The organism is Acuticoccus yangtzensis (assembly GCF_001927245.1).
Lineage (GTDB): Bacteria > Pseudomonadota > Alphaproteobacteria > Rhizobiales > Amorphaceae > Acuticoccus > Acuticoccus yangtzensis.
Genome location: NZ_MJUX01000006.1, coordinates 145,113 through 161,920 on the forward strand (window position 1 = coordinate 145,113; position 16,808 = coordinate 161,920).

Here is a 16,808-nt window from a genome sequence, read left to right on the forward strand (position 1 = left end):
AAAATGCGGCGACCGCGCTGGTCGGCCCGCAGCGCAAGGTCCGCTTCGCCCGGCCGATCCGGCCGGGGCGCGGGCCGGATGCGCCGGAACGCACGTCGTAAGGAGTGATTTGTTATGGCCGGTCCCGGCGATAACGCGAAGCGAAACAAACCCGGCGACGTGCGCCACGACGCCTTCCGCTCGGCCATCACCGGCACGATGCGGGCGATCGCGGCGAACCCGGACCTCGAGGTCACCTTCTCGTCGGACAAGCCGGCGCTGATCGGCAATGCCGCGCGCCTGCCGGAGCCGCCGCGCCGATTGACGCCGAAGGAGGTCGCCGTCACGCGCGGCCTCGGCGATTCCATGGCGCTGAAGCTGGCGGCCCACAATCCCGGCGTCCACGCCCGCTACGCCCCCGCGGGGGCGGATGCACGCGCCGTCTACGACGCGGTGGAGGGCGCGCGGTGCGATGCGCTCGGCTCCCAGGCGATGCCCGGTGTCGCCGGCAACATCGGCGCGATGCTGGAAGACAAATATTTCCGCGGCAACTATCACGAGATCACCGATCAGGCCGACGCGCCGATCGAGGACGCGCTCGCCCTTCTGGTGCGTGAGAAGCTGACCGGCTCTAAGCCGCCGGAAAGCGCGCAGAAGCTGGTCGACCTGTGGCGGTCCGAGCTCGAGGAGAAGTGCGGCGAGAGCCTCACCTCCCTCTCCGGCCAGATCGACGACCAGCGCGCCTTCGCGACCGTGGTGCGCGACATGCTGTCGGCGCTCGACATGGCCGAGTCCATCGCCGAGGAGCGGGGCGAGGAGCAGGAGAGCGAGGACGGCCAGTCGGAGACCGACTCGCCGGACGAGGGCGAAGGCGAAGTCGGTGAGGACGAGTCCGACGAGAACGCCGCGCCGCAGGATTCGGAGCGCTCCGGCGAGGACGAGACGGCCGAGGAGGTCGACGTCTCCGAGTTCACCGCCGACGACGTGCGCGACGACGAGATGGGCGACGCGGAGGAGACGACGGACGGCATGCGCGTCGACGAGCCGTTGACGCAGGGGCCGCCGGGGTCCGACTACCGCGTCTATACGCGCCAGTTCGACGAGATCGTGACCGCCGAGGAGCTGTGCGACACGGCCGAGCTCGACCGTCTGCGCGGTTTCCTGGACCGTCAGCTTCAGCCGCTTCAGGGCGCGGTGGCGCGGCTCGCCAACCGGCTGCAGCGGCGCTTGATGGCGCAGCAGTCCCGCTCGTGGGAGTTCGACCAGGAGGAGGGCGTTCTGGACACCGCGCGCCTCAGCCGCGTGGTGATCGACCCGATGCAGCCGCTCGCCTTCAAGATGGAGCGCGAGAGCGACTTCCGCGACACCGTGGTGACGCTGCTGCTCGACAATTCGGGCTCGATGCGCGGGCGGCCGATCTCGGTCGCCGCCACCTGCGCCGACATTCTGGCCCGCACGCTCGAGCGGTGCCACGTGAAGGTCGAGATCCTGGGCTTCACCACCAAGGCGTGGAAGGGCGGACAGTCGCGCGACCATTGGGTTCAGCACGGCAAGAAGCCGGCACCGGGACGGCTGAACGATCTGCGCCACATCATCTACAAGTCCGCCGACGCGCCGTGGCGCCGGGCGCGGCGCAACCTCGGCCTGATGATGCGCGAGGGGCTGTTGAAGGAGAACATCGACGGCGAGGCGCTGATGTGGGCGCACGACCGGCTGATCGGCCGGTCCGAGCAGCGGCGCATCCTGATGATGATCTCCGACGGTGCGCCGGTGGACGACAGCACGCTGTCGGTGAACGCGGGCAACTATCTGGAGAAGCACCTGAGGGCGGTGATCGCGGAGATCGAGGAGCGCTCGCCGGTGGAGCTGATCGCCATCGGCATCGGCCACGACGTGACTCGTTATTACCGCCGCGCGGTGACGATCGTGGACGCGGAGGAATTGGCCGGCGCGATGGTGAACCAGCTCGCTGAGCTGTTCGACGACGAGCGCGAGACGTCCCCCCGCGGACGCAAGGCCCGCCCCGGCGGCCAGCGCCGCGCCGCGTGAGGCCCGGCGCACGGCGCCGCCTGCCGCGGCGCCGGACGGGCGCCGCGCTCGCCGCCGCCCTCCTCGGCTCCGCCGCCCTCCTCTCGTCCCTCACGCGGCCGGTCCTGGCGGAACCGCTGGAGCTGCGAACGCGCGTCATCACCCGCTTCGGCGGCACCGCGGAGGAGGAGGGACGGCTCGACTTTCGCGGCGGGCTGGTGCTGTCCGGCCCGCGCGGCTTCGGCGGCTGGTCTGGCCTCCTCGTCGAGGGTGAGCGCTTCCTCGCCGTCAGCGACACGGGGGCCTGGTTGAAGGGCCGCCTTCTTCTGACGGACGGGCGGCTGAGCGGCGTGGCGGACGCGCGGATGGATCCGCGGGTCGACATTCACGGCCGGCCGATCATGGGAAAGACTGCCGGGGATGCCGAAACGCTGGCCCGCGCCGAGGACGGCGTCCTCGTCGGCGTGGAGATGACGCAGCAGATCCTCTTCTACCCGGCGGACGGCATCGACGTCGACGTGACGGCGCCCGCAACGCGGCGCGATCTTTCCACCGAGGCCATTGTCCAGCTTCGCCATTATGGGTTCGAGGCGCTTGCGGCGCGCGGGGACGGCTCGCTCATCGCCATCGCGGAAGGGGGCGAGAGGCGGGTGGACACCCTCCCCGTCTTCCACCTGCCGCAGCCCGGCGGACAGGAGCGGCGCTTTGCCGTGAAGCGCGATGCGGACTGGTCGGTGACCGGGGCGGACATGCTGCCCGGCGGCGATATGGTTCTGGTCGAGCGGCGCTATGGTGGCGGCATCGACGTCGGCATGCGCGTCCGGCGGATCGGTGCGGACGCCGTGGACCGCGCGACGGGTGTCGTGGATGGTCCGGTGCTGATGGAGGCGGGCTTTTCCTCGGAGATCGACAACATGGAGGCGATCGCGGCGAGCGTGGAGGACGACGGGCGGCTCGTCTTCACGCTGATGTCGGACGACAACCACGCCTTCCTGCAGCGCACGCTGATGCTGCGGTTCGCGCTGCGCGATCCGCTGCCGCGCCCGAAGCCGCTCCCCGGTGAGGCCCGTGCCTCGCGCCAGGCCCGCAGCCAGAGCGGCTGACGCGAAAAAGCCGCCCGATGGGGCGCCTTATCTCATGCGAGGTCTTGTCTCATGCGAGATCTTGCCGGTCGTCCGCGGTCAGTGCGCGGTGCGGGCGGTGAGGACGCGGTAGGGTCCGAGCGCCACGGCGGAGACCGCGAATTTCACCACGAAGTCGGCGATGGCCCAGGAGACATAGCGCGGGGCTTCCGGTGCGCCGGCGATGCCGAACAGTCCGTCCACCGAGGTGGCGAAATCGTCACCGCCGAAGGGAATGAAGGCGGCGAAGGCGAGGGTGAAGAAGATCGCCGTGTCGAGCACGGAGGCGGCCGCGGAGGACACCAGCGGGGCACGCCACCAAACGCCGTCGCGCAGGCGGTTGAACAGCGAGATATCGAACATCTGCGCCAGCAGGAAGGCGGTGCCGGAGGCGAGCGCGATGCGCGGGCTGGCCAGCATCACCGACATGACGACGGCGATGCAGAAGCCCGCGAGAGCGACGAGGCGGGCCTTGTTCGGCCCGAAGGTCCGGTTCACGACGTCCGTCACCAGGAAGGCGAAGGGGTAGGTGAAGGCGCCCCAGGTGAGGATGTCGGCGAGGTTGATCCCGCCGACGGTGCCCGTCACCGGGTGCTGGACCAGGATATTCGACGTTACGACGACGGCCGCCATCGCGGCGACGCCGGCACCGAGAACGAGAGGGTTCATGGTTGGCGTCGCAGGCAGCGGATCAGGCGGCCGGGGTGGCGGCAGCCGCGGCGACTTCGCGCTTCACCTTCAGCATGCGGGTGCTGAGCTCGCCTTCCTTCGCCACGGCGAGGAACTTGTCGAGCCCGCCGCGGTGCTCGACCGTGCGCAGGGCGGCGGCGGCGCAGCGGACGCGCACGCCGCGGCCGAGAGCCTCGGACTGGAGGGTCACATCCACCAGGTTGGGGAGGAAGCGACGTTTCGTCTTGTTGTTGGCGTGGCTGACGTTGTTGCCAACCTGCACGCCCTTGCCTGTCAGTTCGCAGCGCCGAGCCATGTTCCAATCGCCAGCCTTGAGGCCAGCGCCCTATAAACGAGAGTACGAAGGTGAACGGGGTGAATAGGCATGCGGCGAGGCTACGTCAAGCGCGGATGCGCCGTCGGCGTGCCTTGGCTTGCGCCACCCCGTCTGTTCAAGTGGGGTTCATTAGGGGAAGCGATTTGATCTTGCAACGGGCATCTCCTAAAGCTCGTTAAGGATGGTCCACCTGGGCAGCCCGTGCGGCCCCCGTGTTCGGGGCGCGTTTCGCGCGGGATTGGGGAGTGCGATGACACGAGTTCGTATGGCAGTTTTTGCAGCGGCACTCGCCTTCGTGCCGTTGGGCTTCGCTCCGGCGCAGGCCGACGTGAAGGTCGATGCGACATACGAAATCTCCATCGCCGGCTGGGGGATCGCCCGCGCCACGCTCGACTTCACGCTCGACAAGCAAGGGCGCTACGAGGCCGATCTCTTCATGCGCCCCAAGGGTGTGGCGACGATCGTCACCGCCGTTCGCACGACGGTGACGGCGAAGGGAAGCGCCACCCGCGGCCGCGTTCTGCCGTCCAACTACACGGTGAGCGCCGAGGAGATTAACCGGCCGGTCAGTGTGTCGATGCAGATGGCCTCGGGCAACGTGTCGGCGCTGCGGGCGCGGCCGCCTCTGCGCGAGCGGCCAGGCCGCGTTCCGGTGACCAATGCGCACCGCCGCGGTATCGTCGACCCGCTGTCCTCCGGCCTGATGCCGGCCCAGGCGGCGGACGCGCGCGACGCATGTGACAACACGCTGCAGATTTTCGACGGCTGGACCCGCTACGACGTGAAGCTCTACTACAAGGGCCGTCGCAACGTTCAGGCCGAGGGTTTTTCGGGCACCGCCTCGGTATGCGGGGCGCGCTGGGTGCCGGTGGCCGGTCACCGCCCGCAGAAGCCCGAGGTGCAGTACCTCGCCCGGAACAAGGCGCTCGAGGTCACCATGGTGCCGCTGACGGGAACGGGCTATGCCATTCCCTGGGGCGTGAAGATCGGCACACCCAACGGCGAGATCCTGATCGAGCCGAGCGCCTTTTCGGTCACAGGCACCGGCGTCTGAGGCGGTGCGTGAGGCGGTGCGGGGGGGTGCATCGGCGCGCCGCTGGCACTATGAGACTTTCATTGCGGCATCGGCGACCCCAGCTTCTGGCGGCCACCATGCCCATCATCACCGGCGCCACAAACGCCTGACAATCACCGTGCCGGCGGCCCTCTGCCGGCATCTGCTCGGGGACACACGTCGTGACTGCCGCCAGCCCCCTCCTCCACCGCGCCGAGCGCTCGCGCAACGTGACGGCGGTGCTGGGCCCCACCAATACGGGCAAGACCCACCTCGCCATCGACAGAATGCTGGCCCGCCGCACCGGGCTCATCGGCCTGCCGCTGCGCCTTCTGGCGCGCGAGGTCTATGGGCGCGTGGTCGGCCGCATCGGGCCCGACGCGGTCGCCCTCGTCACCGGCGAGGAGAAGATCATTCCGCCGGGGGCGCGCTATTACGTCGCGACCGTCGAGGCGATGCCGCTCGACCTGAAGCCGGAATTCGTCGCGATCGACGAGGTGCAGCTCGCCGCCGACCTCGAACGGGGCCGCGTCTTCACCGACCGCATCCTGAGGGTGCGCGGCCAGTACGAGACGTTGCTCCTCGGCGCGCTGACGGCCCGCAACCTCCTCGAGAAGCTGCTGCCGGGGCTCAACGTGGTCACCCGCCCGCGCATGTCGATGCTGACCTATGCGGGTGAGAAGAAACTCACGCGACTGCCGCCACGGTCCGCCGTCGTCGCCTTCTCGGCCGGTGAGGTCTACGCCATCGCCGAGCTGATGCGCCGCCAGCGGGGCGGCTCGGCCATCGTCATGGGCGCGCTCTCGCCGCGCACGCGCAACGCCCAGGTGGAGCTGTTCCAGTCCGGCGACGTGGACTTCCTCATCGCCACCGACGCGATCGGCATGGGGCTGAACCTCGACGTCGATCACGTCGCCTTCGCGGCCGCGCGCAAGTTCGACGGGTACCAGTACCGCAACCTCAATCCGGGCGAGCTCGGCCAGATCGCGGGCCGCGCCGGGCGGCACACGCGCGACGGCACCTTCGGCGTGACGGGCCGCGTGGCCCCGTTCGAGGACAGCCTGGTCGAAGCGTTGGAGACGCACGCCTTCCAGCCGGCGAAAGTTTTTCAGTGGCGCAATCCGGCGCTGGACTTCTCGTCCGTGCCGGCCTTGCGCGCCTCGCTGGACGATCCGCCGAACGAGGACGGGCTCACCAAAGCGCCCCCGGCGGACGACCAGCGCGCGCTGGAGCATGCGGCCAAAAGCCCCGAGATCATGGACCTTGCGGACAGTCCGGCACGTGTCGAGCGGCTGTGGGAGGTCTGCCAGGTTCCGGACTACCGCAAGATCGCGCCGGCCAACCACGCGGACCTGATCCTGACGCTCTACGGCTTCCTCGTCACGGAAAAGACCATCCCTGACGACTGGATCGCGCGACAAGTGCGCTACGCAGACAGGACAGACGGTGATATCGACACCCTGTCGAACCGGATTGCGCACATTCGGACCTGGACATTCGTCGCCAATCGTAATGATTGGCTTGGCGACCCGGCCGAATGGCGCGAAACGACGAGAAAAGTTGAGGATCGCTTGTCGGACGCTCTCCATGAGCGTTTGATGCAGCGGTTTGTCGATCGGCGCACCAGCGTCCTGATGAAGCGGTTACGAGAGAATGCGATGCTGGAATCCGAAGTGAACGACGCGGGAGACGTGATGGTGGAAGGCCAGCACGTCGGGTCGCTGCACGGGTTCCGTTTCCAGGCCGACACGTCGGCGGACGACCCGCGGGATGCGAAAGCACTCCGCGCGGCGGCCTCCAAGGCGCTCGCCAAGGAGATGGAACGCCGGGCCGACAAGGTGGCGGCTGCGCCCGACACGGCGATGACGCTCGGCTCTGACGCGGCGATCCGCTGGCAGGGCGCGGTGATCGCCAAGGTGGTGGCGAGCGACGACACGCTGAAGCCCAACGCCGTGCTTCTGGCCGACGACATGCTGCCCGCTCCCTCGCGCGAGAAGGTGCACGCGCGGCTGACGCAGTGGCTGGGCGCGCACATCGGCACGCAGTTGAAGCCGCTGTTCGATCTGCGCGATGCCGAGACGCTGGACGGCGGGGCGCGCGGCCTCGCCTATCGCCTGTCCGAGCAGCTCGGGTCGATCGAGCGGACCGAGGTGGCCGACGAGGCGAAGGCGCTGGACCAGACGGCGCGTGCTGGGCTTCGGGCGCTGGGTGTGCGTTTCGGCGCCTATCACATCTTCGTCCCGGCCCTGTTGAAGCCGGCGCCGAGCCAGCTCATGGCGCTCCTCTGGGCGCTGAAGAACGCCGACCTCGACGTTCCGGGGTTGACCGACGTGCCGCAGCTCTCCGCATCGGGCCGCACCTCCATCACGCTCGACCCGGATGTGCCGAAGCCGCTCTACCAGGTCGTCGGCTTCCGCCCGTGCGGGCCGCGCGCGGTTCGGATCGACATTCTGGAGCGGCTGGCCGATCAGATCCGCCCGCTCGTCGCCTGGCGGCCGGGGCCGGATGCGGGCGACCCGCCTCCGGGCGCCGTGCCCCAGGGCGGCGGCTTCCTCGTCACCGTGGCGATGACGTCGCTGCTCGGCTGCTCGGGCGAGGACTTCGCGGCGATCTTGACGTCGCTCGGCTACCGTGTGGACCGGCACGAGGCCAACGCCGCGGAGCGCGATGCGCTGAAGGCCGCGAACGAGATCCGCTCCAAGGCGGCGCGTCAGGCCGAGCGCGGGGCGCGCCCCGTTCCGGTGCCGATCCGCGTGGCGTCGGCCCCTGTGCCGCCGGCCCCCGGCAGCGCACCGGCAACGGAGCCCGCGGCCGATCCTGCGGCGCCTGCGGCGGATCCGTCAGCCGAGGCTGCAGCGCCTGCGTCCGAGGTGTCAGCAGCCGGCGAGACGACGAGCGAGACCGCGCCGACCGCCGACACGGCGGACACGGCCGCCGGCGAACCGGCAACCGAGGCGCGCCCTCACGCCGAGAGCACCCACGCCGACAGCATCGGCGGCGACGCGGCGGCAACCGAGACGCAAGGCGCTGCGCCGGACGAGACGGTGGCTGGCACCGAAGCGGCCCATGGCGAGGAGACGGCGGTTGCGCCTGCCGACGCGGCGGCACCGGACCAGTCCGGCGCCCCGTTGTCCGGCGAGGAAGCGGCGCCTGGTGCTGACGCGGCCGAGAGCGGCGAGACGGCAGAGGCCGCGCCGGCCGATCCCGCCGGCGCCGAGGAGACCTCCGGCGCTGCCGAGCCCGCCGCAGACGCCGCCGAGCCCGAAGTGGTGCTCGTCGAGGTTTGGCGTGTTCCGCGGCATCATCGCGGCGACCAGCAGCGGCGACGTCGCGGCAAGCCCGGCGAGTCCCAGGGCGGAGGCCGCGGGCGGGGGCAGCAGGAAGGACGCCGACGCGGCGGGCCGGACAACCGTGGTCCCGCTGAACGAGGCGGTGAACGAGGTGGCCAGGGCGGCGGTCGTCCGCACGGCGACCGGCCGGCGGCGGCCGCAGGTGGTGCCGAGGCGGGTGGCGAGGCGGGCGCAGCGGCGCACGGCCTCTCCCCCGAGGCCCGCGCACCCCACGGTGATCATCCGCGCGGCGACCATCCTCGTGGGGATCATCCTCGGGGCGACCATCCTCGTGGCGATCATCCGCGCGGGAAGGGCAAGAAGCGCGGAAAGGGCGGCAAAGACACCCAGCAGCCCGTGCGCGACACCCGCCCGCCGAAGCGCGAGCGCGAGGCGGACCCGGACTCGCCCTTCGCCAAGCTCGCCGCGCTGAAGGAGCAGATGGAGAAGCGCGATCGCTGAGGACGAAAGCGGCGGGCAGCGCCTCGACAAGTGGCTCTGCTACGCCCGCTTCGCCAAGACGCGCACCGTCGCCCAGGCGCTGGTCGAGGGCGGCAAGGTGCGCCTCAATCGCGAAAAGATCACGTCGTCGAGCCGGCTGGTGCGGGCGGGCGACGTGTTGACGATCCGCCTGCCGCGCGACGTGAAGGTGGTGCGGGTCACGGGGTTCTCGGACCGGCGCGTGTCCCCGCCCGAAACCGCAGGGCTTTACCAACCCGTCGTCACCGAAGGCGAGGATTGAGCCGCTTAGAGCCCCCTTCCCCGCCGGCATCCTCGCCCGCTGCAACACTGCGTTGCCGTGCCGAAGCGCATGGCGGCGCTTGTGCCGGACGCGCGAACGCCCTAATCCAACGCGCATAGAAGGAGTTTGTGAAGTGACGTACATCGTCGGCGACGCATGCATCAAATGCAAGTACACCGACTGCGTGGAAGTGTGCCCGGTGGACTGCTTCTACGAAGGCGAGAACATGCTCGTGATCCATCCTGACGAGTGCATCGACTGCGGGGTGTGCGAGCCGGAGTGCCCGATCGACGCGATCAAGCCGGACACCGAGCCGGGCACCGAGCCGTGGGTGGAGCTCAATCGCAAATATGCGGAGTCCTGGCCCAACATCACCGTCAAGAAGGACCCCTTCCCGGATGCGGACAAGTGGGGTGAGGTGAAGGACAAGCTGGACACCCACTTCAGCGCCGAGCCGGGCGCCGGCGACTGAGACCCAGTCAGGATGTGGCGGCGGGAGTCCGAGCGACCGCTGCCGCAAGGATTTGCCGCCATTGGCGAAACCGGCGCCCCCTCCTCGAGGGCGCGGGCGTGCCGACGTTGGCGGCAGCGGTCACCTGTATCGCGAGCGGACCAGTCAAGACCCCGAGGTCCTAACAAACCGTTTCAATCGACGGGCGAATTGCGCACGTCACTCGCCCCCCTTCATTTTGGCGGCGGGCTGTGCTATATTGTCAAAATGCCGCGCACGTCCAGTTGCGCTCTTTTTGTGCGACCGCGAGGCTAAAGTTGCAGCATCAACAGGAGCGAAGAGTCCGGTTCGGTCGACAGCATGGCGTCGCCCCAACCTCGCACGTCGAGTTGTAAGCCGCATTTTGTGCCGGGGCGCAAGCCACAGAGGCACGATCCACAAGAACTAGGCACGCAGGTCCATCCGGACCCGTGTTCTCGAGGAGTACTCAGACCATATGGCAACGGTGAAGAAGAGCGCCGCTCCCAAGTCGGCGTTCAAGCCGAACGAGCACGTCGTGTATCCGGCGCATGGCGTCGGCCAAGTACAGGCCATCGAGAAAACGGAGTTCGCGGGGCACCCGCTCGAACTCATCGTGGTGACCTTCCCGAAGGACAAGATGACCCTTCGCGTGCCCATCGGTAAAGCCAAATCCGTCGGCATGCGTAAACTGGCCGATGCCGAGACCATGAAAAAGGCTCTCGAAACCGTTGCCGGACGCGCCCGCGTGAAGCGCACCATGTGGTCCCGCCGCGCCCAGGAATACGAAGCGAAGATCAACTCCGGCGACCTCATCGCCATCTCCGAAGTCGTCCGCGACCTCTATCGCGCCGAATCGCAGCCCGAGCAGTCCTATTCCGAGCGTCAGCTCTACGAAGCCGCGCTCGACCGGATGGCCCGCGAAATCGCCGCGATCAACAAGAGCGACGAAGACGAGGCGATCAAGCTGATCGAGACGCAGCTCGCCAAGAGCCCGAAGCGCGCGGCAAAGACCGATGCCGAAGCGGACGCCGACTCCGAGGACGACGAGGACGAACTGCACGAGAAGGCGGCCTAAGCCTCTTCCCGGCACCACCTTTCGCGGCGGGCATCTTGCCCGCTGCGCATCGTTTTGGCCCGCCTGGCGTGCGGCATCATCAAAGCGCCATCTTCACCGCCACATATCCACCCGACCTGTTAGAAGGGTGAGAGCACGAGGCGGAGCCGTGGCCGCGATCACCGCAACGCTTTCGCGCGATCACCGCACCAAAGGCAAGCGACCGAGCCGACGATGGAAAATCTTCCCGAGTTTCAACCAGCCGCCTACATCATCGCCGGACTGGTTGTTTTGATTTTTCCCCGTATCCTCAACTACATCGTTGCCGGATACCTCATCTTCCTCGGCGCCTCCGAACTCTGGCCCACCTTGCTGTCCTGAGGCTGACGGGTCACGCAATCGGCGCCAAACTTTAACATCCATCCCGATTTTGCACGGGCGACCGGCACGCCGGCCCCAGCGTAGCATCGGCGCGCGCCGCCCCCGCTGCCTCGGGTTACCGCCTGCCCCGGCTTAACGCCCTGACCAAGCTTAACGCCCGGCATCACGGCCTACGCCTTTCCCACGATCTCCCGCGCGTCACGTTAGCGCTGGCCATGCGCCGGCCGGATCCGTGCCTGCCGCCCTGCATGGCTGCCATGCAAGGAAACCGCGGACACGCTTGTTCTGGCCGATGGCGGAGCATCCGCGGTGAGAACCAAGGCCGCGGCCCGGAACGCCGGATAATCCCCGGCGCCGCCACCCACAGCGGCCTAAACCGAAACCGCCTTCAACAGCTCGGCCTCCGACAGTTCGCTCTTGCGGCCGCGCAGCGCCACCGCGCCGCGCTCCATCACCACGAAGGTGTCGGCCAGCCGGTAGGCGAACTGAAAATATTGCTCGACCAGGATGATCGCCATCGTGCGCTGCTCGCGCAGATATTCGATCACGTCGCCAATCTGGTCGATGATGTTGGGCTGGATGCCCTCGGTCGGCTCGTCGAGCAGCAGCAGCTTGGGCTTGGTGATCAGCGCCCGCGCGATGGCGAGCTGCTGCTGCTGCCCGCCCGACAGGTCGCCGCCCCGGCGGCCGATCATCTGCTTCAGCACCGGGAAGAGGGTGAAGATCTCGTCCGGGATGAAGTGCTCTGCGCGCGGCAGGCAGGCGAACCCTGTTTCCAGATTCTCCTTCACCGTCATCAGCGGGAAGATGTCGCGCCCCTGCGGCACCACGCCGACACCCCGTTTGGCGAGCGCGTAAGGCGGCGGCTTGGCGATGTCCTCGCCGTTCAGCCGGTAGCCGCCGCCCGAGCGGTGGTGGACGCCGGCGATCGCCTTCAGAAGGCTCGTCTTGCCGACGCCGTTGGTGCCCATCACGCAGGTCACGTCACCCACGGCGGCGTCCATGGAGATGCCGTTGAGGATCTGCGATTGGCCGTAGTGCAGGGTCAGGTTGGAGAGCTCCAGCATCACCTCTCCCCCGAGCGGCCGAGATAGACCTCGATCACGCGCTCGTCGTTGGTCACATAGTCCAGCGATCCTTCGGCGAGGACCGAGCCCTCGTGAAGCACCGTCACGCGGCAGTTGAGCTGGCGCACGAACTCCATGTCGTGCTCGACGACGATGACGGAGCGCGTCTTGGCGACCTCGCGCAACAGCCGCGTGGTGTGCTCGCGCTCGCCCACGGTCATGCCGGCGGCGGGCTCGTCCACCAGCAGCAATTGCGGGTCCTGGGCGAGCAGCATGCCGATCTCCAGCCACTGCTTCTGGCCGTGGCTGAGCTCGCCGGACTTGCGGCCGAGCTCGGAGGTCAGGCCGATCTCGCGCGCCAGCTCCTCGACACGGGTGACGTCCGGCTCGGTGCGGCGGTAGAACAGCGTGGCGAAGGTGGTGCGCGGGTTCTTCAGCGCCATGATGAGGTTCTCGAAGACGCTCTGGTCCTCGAACACCGTGGGGCGCTGGAACTTGCGGCCGATGCCGAGGCGCGCGATCTCCGCCTCGCTCTTCTTCAACAGCGAGATATTGTGCTCGCCCCAGGTCACGCGGCCTTTGTCGGGCCGGGTCTTGCCGGTGACGATGTCCATGAACGTCGTCTTCCCGGCGCCGTTCGGGCCGATGATGGCGCGCAGCGAGGCCGGCTCGATCTCGAACGAGAGATCGTTGATGGCCTTGAACCCGTCGAAGGAGACCGAGACGCCGGCGACTTCCAGGAGCGCGCTCATTTGATCCTCTTCGGCTCGCCCTTGTAGGGCTTCACGGCGCTCGGCAGGCGCAGATAGTCGAACAGTCCGGCGAGCCCCTTCGGCGCGAACAGGGTGACGAGGACGAAGGAGAGGCCGAGGAGGACCGTCCACCAGTCGACCCACAGGATGCGGGTGAAGCCGAGGTCGATGTCCGGCACGCGGCCGCCGGTGAACCAGGTGGAGAGGAGCGACACGGTGGCCGCGCCCAGGATCGCCCCGTAGAGCCGCCCTCGCCCGCCGATCGCCACCCAGACGGCGAGGTAGATCGACGCGATGGGCGCGATCTCGGCCGGGTTGATGATGCCGGCCTGCGGGTAATAGAGCGCCCCCGCAATGGCGCAGATCACCGCCGTCAGCACGAAGACGAAGAGCTTGAAGTGGGTGACCTGGTAGCCGAGGAAGCGGACGCGGTTCTCGTCATCGCGGATGCCGCGGATGACGGAGCCGAATTTGCCGGAGACCACCCAGGCGCACAGCACGTAGCCGAGCGCCAGCGCCACCGCCGAGGCGATGAAGAAGGCGATGGAGATGTCCGACTGCGGCGTGCCCTCGAAGCCCGGGATGTTCTGAAGGCCCGACAGGCCGTTGTTGCCGCGCAGGCCGGAATCGTTCTGGAAGAGGTAGAGCGCCAGCGCCAGGGTCATCGCCTGGGTGAGGATGGACAGGTACACGCCGGTGACGCGGCTGCGGAAGGCGAGCCAGCCGAACACGAAGGCGAGGAGGCCCGGCACGAGGATCACCATCAGCATCTGCAGCCAGAAGCTGTGCGCGAACATCCACAGCGGCGGGATCTCGGCCGAGCCGACGACGCCGAAGATCTGCGTGCCGATGGCGGAGCGGATCTCCTCAGGCGTCGGCGGCAGGGCGGCGGAGGCTTGCGCGGCGACCACGATGGCCTCGGTGCGGGCGTACATGATCCACATGCCGACCGCGTAGCCGCCGATGCCGAAGAAGGCGAAGTGGCCGAGCGAGAGGATGCCGGTGTAGCCCCAGATGAGGTCCATCGCGACGGCGGCGAGGCAGAAGCAGAGCGTCATCCCGAGCACTTTGACGAGGCTCGTCGAGATGTCGCCGTTGCCGGCCATCACGACGATGGTGCCGGTGAAGATCGCCAGCGCCAGGAGGACGATGATGGTGGAGGGTTGTGCAAAGACAGCGCGCATTCAGGCCTCCGCCATCATGAGGTCGAGGGTGAAGAAGGAGCTGAACGGGTCGTAAACGTAGGACCCGAAGGGCGGGCACGGCGTGAAGCCGTTGCGGGCATAGAGCGCGCGCGCGGCGGCGAAGGGTTCGTTGCTGCCGGTCTCCAGCCACAGGCGGGTGTAGCCGCGCGCCCGCGCCGCGGCGAGGATCTCCGCCAGGATCGCCTGGCCGACGCCCTTACGGCGCGCGGCGGCCGCGGTGTGCATGGACTTCACTTCGCCGTCCGCCTCGCCGATCTCGGCCAGAGCGCCGACGCCGAAGAGCGTGTCGCCCTCATAGGCGGCCCAGACGGTGATGCCGGGCGCCTTCAATTTCGAGACGTCGAAATAGTGGCAGCTTCCCTTGGGGCTCGACGCCTCGCAGTGGCCGGCGTGGGTCGCGAGGAGCCCCACCACGGCCGGGTCGGAAAGGTCCGCCGGCTTGATCGTGAGCGCCATTTACGCCTCCGCCGCGCGGCCCTTGAGGGCGAAGATGCCCCGCGGCCGGAACTGGATGAAGATGATGATGAAGATGATCATGTAGGTCTGCGCCGCCAGCGTGTTGGACGGGTTGAACCACTCGATCCCCTTCTGCAGGAAGCCGATCATCGCCGCGCCCGTGAGCGTTCCCCAGACGTTGCCGACACCGCCGACCACGACCGTCATGAAGGACTGGACGATGTACTGCTGGCCAATCTCCGAGGTCACCTGGGCGTAGAGGCCGATGGCGATGCCGGCGATGCCGGCGATCCCCGAGCCGAGGCCGAAGGTGAGCATGTTGATGCGGTCGGGGTTGATGCCCATGGACGAGGCCATACGGCGGTTCTGGGTGACCGAGCGGACCTCGAGGCCGAGGCGCGTGCGGTTCAGCACCAGCAGGAGCGCCGCAAAGAAGACCAGCGCCAGAACGAAGATGGCGATGCGGATATAGGAGATGCCGGCGATGGCGTTGATCTCCCACGACCCGGCGAGCCAGTCCGGCGAGGTGAGCGGGCGCGCCTGGGTGCCGAAGATGTTCTTGGCGAGCTGTTGCAGGGCGATGGAGATGCCGAAGGTGGCGAGCAGCGTCTCAAGCGGGCGGTGGTAGAGCCAGCGGATGACGAGGCGTTCCAGGATCACGCCCGCGACGAAGCCGACCGCGAAGGCGAGCGGCAGGGCGATGATGATGGAGAGCGTCCGGTCCGGAACGAACTGCTGCACCACGTAGCCGGTATAGGCGCCCATCATGATGAACTCGCCGTGGGCCATGTTGATGACGCCCATCACGCCGAAGGTGATGGCGAGGCCGATGGCGGCGAGAAAGTAGATGGAGGCGAGGGACAGCGCGTCGAGCGACAGGTCGAGGACCTGGTAGGCGCCGACCTTGGTCTGAATGCCGTTCAGCGCGGTCTCGGCCGCGTCGGTGATCGCTTTGGGCTGCAGGTAGGCCTCGTAGAAGGTGTGGCCGCTGATGAGGTCGTCGCGGTCCTCCTCCGTCAGCGTCGGCCGCACGGTGCCTGCGGCGGCGAGGCGCGCATAGGCCTCGTCGCGAGCCTCGCGGCTGTCCAGGCTGGCGACCGGCACCCCGGCGACGCTGCCGTTCTCGATGTTGGCGACCAATGCCGCGTCGCGCTGGGCGGCGTCGATGATGGCGGGCGCCATGTCGTTTCGCACAAGGAGATCGTATGCGGCGGCGGTGCCGAACGTCTCCGAGCCCGGCGACAGCACGCGCGCGACGTTCTCGTCCTCCGCCGGCTCGCCCTCGATCACCTTGGTGGTGGTGGCGAGAAGCGGCGTGATCGCGGCGCGGGCGGTGACGGAGATGTCGCCTGCGAAGCTCTCGATGGCGGCGACGCGCTCGGCCTCGTCGTCGGCGAAGCGGAGCGCCAGCAGCCGCTCGGCGAGGAGCATCTCGCGCTTGACGGAGGGGGTCTCCTCCGCGGCCAGCGCCTCGCGCAGGAGCGGGAGCTGCTCTTCGGAGGGGTCGGACAGGATGGACGCGACGGCGGACTTGCGCACGTCCGCATCCGGATTGGTGAGCTGGAAGCGCACGAGCGCCGTGGCGATCAGGCCCTGGATGCCGCGGTTGGGGCGCAGCTCGCTGACGTCACCGCGCGGCGCGGTCGCGAGCTCCTCGCCGGTGATGACGTGGGAGAGCACATAGTCGTTGCCCTGGCGCGCGCCGAGGAAGATGCGCCCGTCCGTCGTGCGGGCGACGAGTTCGCGGTTGCTCCAACGCTCCAGCACCGTGTCGGCGCCGTCGATGCCGGATGCGGCGATGGCGTCGATCACCGGGCCGATGGTGCGGCGGGAGCTCTCCTGAATCTCGGCGGTGTGGTCGAGCAGGAGCTGCTCGATCGGCGTTGGTGCCGGCTGGGCTGCGGCAGCCCCGATCAGGACGGCGAAAGCGGCGACGAGGCCGAGCGTCAGGCGGGCGAGCGCGGCGAAGAGGGGGCGCATGGCCCGTGCGGCGGCATGGATCGGCAAGAGACGGCCCTCGAGGATGGGAAGGCGCACCGCCTGGCGCGGCGGCGGCCGGAATGGCCTGTACGGCGGCCGCCGAGACCGCCATCGGGTGGTGGGCCGATGGCGGCGGCGCAACGCGGCACGAACTCCGGATCAATCTTGCAGTTAAATTAGGT

General features: G+C 68.5%; 15 protein-coding genes. 8 read left to right on the forward strand and 7 right to left on the reverse strand.

Features of this window, described 5'->3' with window-relative positions:
* Nucleotides 1-114 precede the first annotated feature (114 nt).
* Nucleotides 115-2,028 (forward strand): cobaltochelatase subunit CobT, encoded by a 1,914-nt coding sequence (gene cobT / locus BIX52_RS15465; protein WP_075221989.1) that lies wholly within the window; start codon nucleotides 115-117, stop codon nucleotides 2,026-2,028.
* Nucleotides 2,025-3,110: an esterase-like activity of phytase family protein gene (locus BIX52_RS15470; protein WP_075221990.1), complete on the forward strand. Its 1,086-nt coding sequence runs from the start codon at nucleotides 2,025-2,027 to the stop codon at nucleotides 3,108-3,110. The genes cobT and BIX52_RS15470 overlap by 4 nt, the downstream gene beginning before the upstream one ends.
* A 78-nt stretch (nucleotides 3,111-3,188) precedes the next feature.
* Here the strand turns inward: BIX52_RS15470 and BIX52_RS15475 are convergent, their stop codons facing one another.
* Together BIX52_RS15475 and rpmB are read right to left on the reverse strand one after the other, a co-directional pair.
* Complete coding sequence (locus BIX52_RS15475) at nucleotides 3,189-3,797, reverse strand: VUT family protein (RefSeq protein WP_075221991.1); 609 nt, start codon at nucleotides 3,795-3,797, stop codon at nucleotides 3,189-3,191.
* Between the two features lie 22 nt (nucleotides 3,798-3,819).
* Complete coding sequence (gene rpmB, locus BIX52_RS15480; RefSeq protein ID WP_075221992.1) at nucleotides 3,820-4,113, reverse strand: 50S ribosomal protein L28; 294 nt, start codon at nucleotides 4,111-4,113, stop codon at nucleotides 3,820-3,822.
* 286 nt (nucleotides 4,114-4,399) lie between these two features.
* Here rpmB and BIX52_RS15485 point away from each other — a divergent pair, with 286 nt between their 5' ends.
* The 6 genes from BIX52_RS15485 (at nucleotide 4,400) to BIX52_RS15510 (ending at nucleotide 11,166) form a co-directional block, all read left to right on the forward strand.
* Entirely contained in the window at nucleotides 4,400-5,188 is a 789-nt protein-coding gene (locus tag BIX52_RS15485; protein ID WP_075221993.1) for a DUF3108 domain-containing protein, read from the forward strand.
* A 182-nt stretch (nucleotides 5,189-5,370) separates the two neighbouring features.
* Entirely contained in the window at nucleotides 5,371-8,979 is a 3,609-nt protein-coding gene (locus BIX52_RS15490) for a helicase-related protein (protein WP_075221994.1), read from the forward strand.
* Nucleotides 8,972-9,259 (forward strand): RNA-binding S4 domain-containing protein, encoded by a 288-nt coding sequence (locus tag BIX52_RS15495; RefSeq protein WP_075221995.1) that lies wholly within the window; start codon nucleotides 8,972-8,974, stop codon nucleotides 9,257-9,259. The genes BIX52_RS15490 and BIX52_RS15495 overlap by 8 nt, the downstream gene beginning before the upstream one ends.
* A 133-nt stretch (nucleotides 9,260-9,392) precedes the next feature.
* On the forward strand, nucleotides 9,393-9,731 hold the full coding sequence (gene fdxA, locus BIX52_RS15500; RefSeq protein WP_075221996.1) for a ferredoxin FdxA: 339 nt from the start codon (nucleotides 9,393-9,395) through the stop codon (nucleotides 9,729-9,731).
* Nucleotides 9,732-10,206: 475 nt separating this feature from the next.
* Nucleotides 10,207-10,806 (forward strand): CarD family transcriptional regulator, encoded by a 600-nt coding sequence (locus tag BIX52_RS15505; protein WP_075221997.1) that lies wholly within the window; start codon nucleotides 10,207-10,209, stop codon nucleotides 10,804-10,806.
* Nucleotides 10,807-11,019: 213 nt separating this feature from the next.
* A complete protein-coding gene (locus BIX52_RS15510; protein ID WP_075221998.1) occupies nucleotides 11,020-11,166 on the forward strand; it encodes a DUF3096 domain-containing protein in 147 nt (48 codons plus the stop codon).
* Nucleotides 11,167-11,537: 371 nt separating this feature from the next.
* Here the strand turns inward: BIX52_RS15510 and urtE are convergent, their stop codons facing one another.
* Genes urtE through urtB form a run of 5 tightly spaced genes read right to left on the reverse strand, consistent with a single transcriptional unit; the run spans nucleotide 11,538 to nucleotide 16,683 of the window.
* Complete coding sequence (urtE, locus tag BIX52_RS15515) at nucleotides 11,538-12,233, reverse strand: urea ABC transporter ATP-binding subunit UrtE (protein WP_108676502.1); 696 nt, start codon at nucleotides 12,231-12,233, stop codon at nucleotides 11,538-11,540.
* Nucleotides 12,233-12,985: an urea ABC transporter ATP-binding protein UrtD gene (gene urtD, locus BIX52_RS15520; protein ID WP_075222000.1), complete on the reverse strand. Its 753-nt coding sequence runs from the start codon at nucleotides 12,983-12,985 to the stop codon at nucleotides 12,233-12,235. Before urtD ends, urtE begins: the two co-directional genes overlap by 1 nt.
* Nucleotides 12,982-14,169, reverse strand: a complete 1,188-nt coding sequence (gene urtC / locus BIX52_RS15525) for an urea ABC transporter permease subunit UrtC (RefSeq protein WP_075222001.1) — start codon at nucleotides 14,167-14,169, stop codon at nucleotides 12,982-12,984. The genes urtD and urtC overlap by 4 nt, the downstream gene beginning before the upstream one ends.
* Entirely contained in the window at nucleotides 14,170-14,646 is a 477-nt protein-coding gene (locus tag BIX52_RS15530; protein ID WP_075222002.1) for a GNAT family N-acetyltransferase, read from the reverse strand.
* Nucleotides 14,647-16,683: an urea ABC transporter permease subunit UrtB gene (gene urtB / locus BIX52_RS15535; RefSeq protein WP_245803211.1), complete on the reverse strand. Its 2,037-nt coding sequence runs from the start codon at nucleotides 16,681-16,683 to the stop codon at nucleotides 14,647-14,649.
* Nucleotides 16,684-16,808 lie beyond the last annotated feature (125 nt).

Bases quoted from the DNA above. Each gene is read 5' to 3' on its own strand.
- BIX52_RS15505 (WP_075221997.1), top strand. From the start codon at position 10,207: ATGGCAACGGTGAAGAAGAGCGCCGCTCCCAAGTCGGCGTTCAAGCCG.
- urtC (WP_075222001.1), bottom strand. From the start codon at position 14,169: ATGCGCGCTGTCTTTGCACAACCCTCCACCATCATCGTCCTCCTGGCG.
- rpmB (WP_075221992.1), bottom strand. From the start codon at position 4,113: ATGGCTCGGCGCTGCGAACTGACAGGCAAGGGCGTGCAGGTTGGCAAC.
- urtE (WP_108676502.1), bottom strand. From the start codon at position 12,233: ATGCTGGAGCTCTCCAACCTGACCCTGCACTACGGCCAATCGCAGATC.
- BIX52_RS15485 (WP_075221993.1), top strand. From the start codon at position 4,400: ATGGCAGTTTTTGCAGCGGCACTCGCCTTCGTGCCGTTGGGCTTCGCT.
- BIX52_RS15530 (WP_075222002.1), bottom strand. From the start codon at position 14,646: ATGGCGCTCACGATCAAGCCGGCGGACCTTTCCGACCCGGCCGTGGTG.
- cobT (WP_075221989.1), top strand. From the start codon at position 115: ATGGCCGGTCCCGGCGATAACGCGAAGCGAAACAAACCCGGCGACGTG.
- urtD (WP_075222000.1), bottom strand. From the start codon at position 12,985: ATGAGCGCGCTCCTGGAAGTCGCCGGCGTCTCGGTCTCCTTCGACGGG.
- BIX52_RS15510 (WP_075221998.1), top strand. From the start codon at position 11,020: ATGGAAAATCTTCCCGAGTTTCAACCAGCCGCCTACATCATCGCCGGA.
- BIX52_RS15475 (WP_075221991.1), bottom strand. From the start codon at position 3,797: ATGAACCCTCTCGTTCTCGGTGCCGGCGTCGCCGCGATGGCGGCCGTC.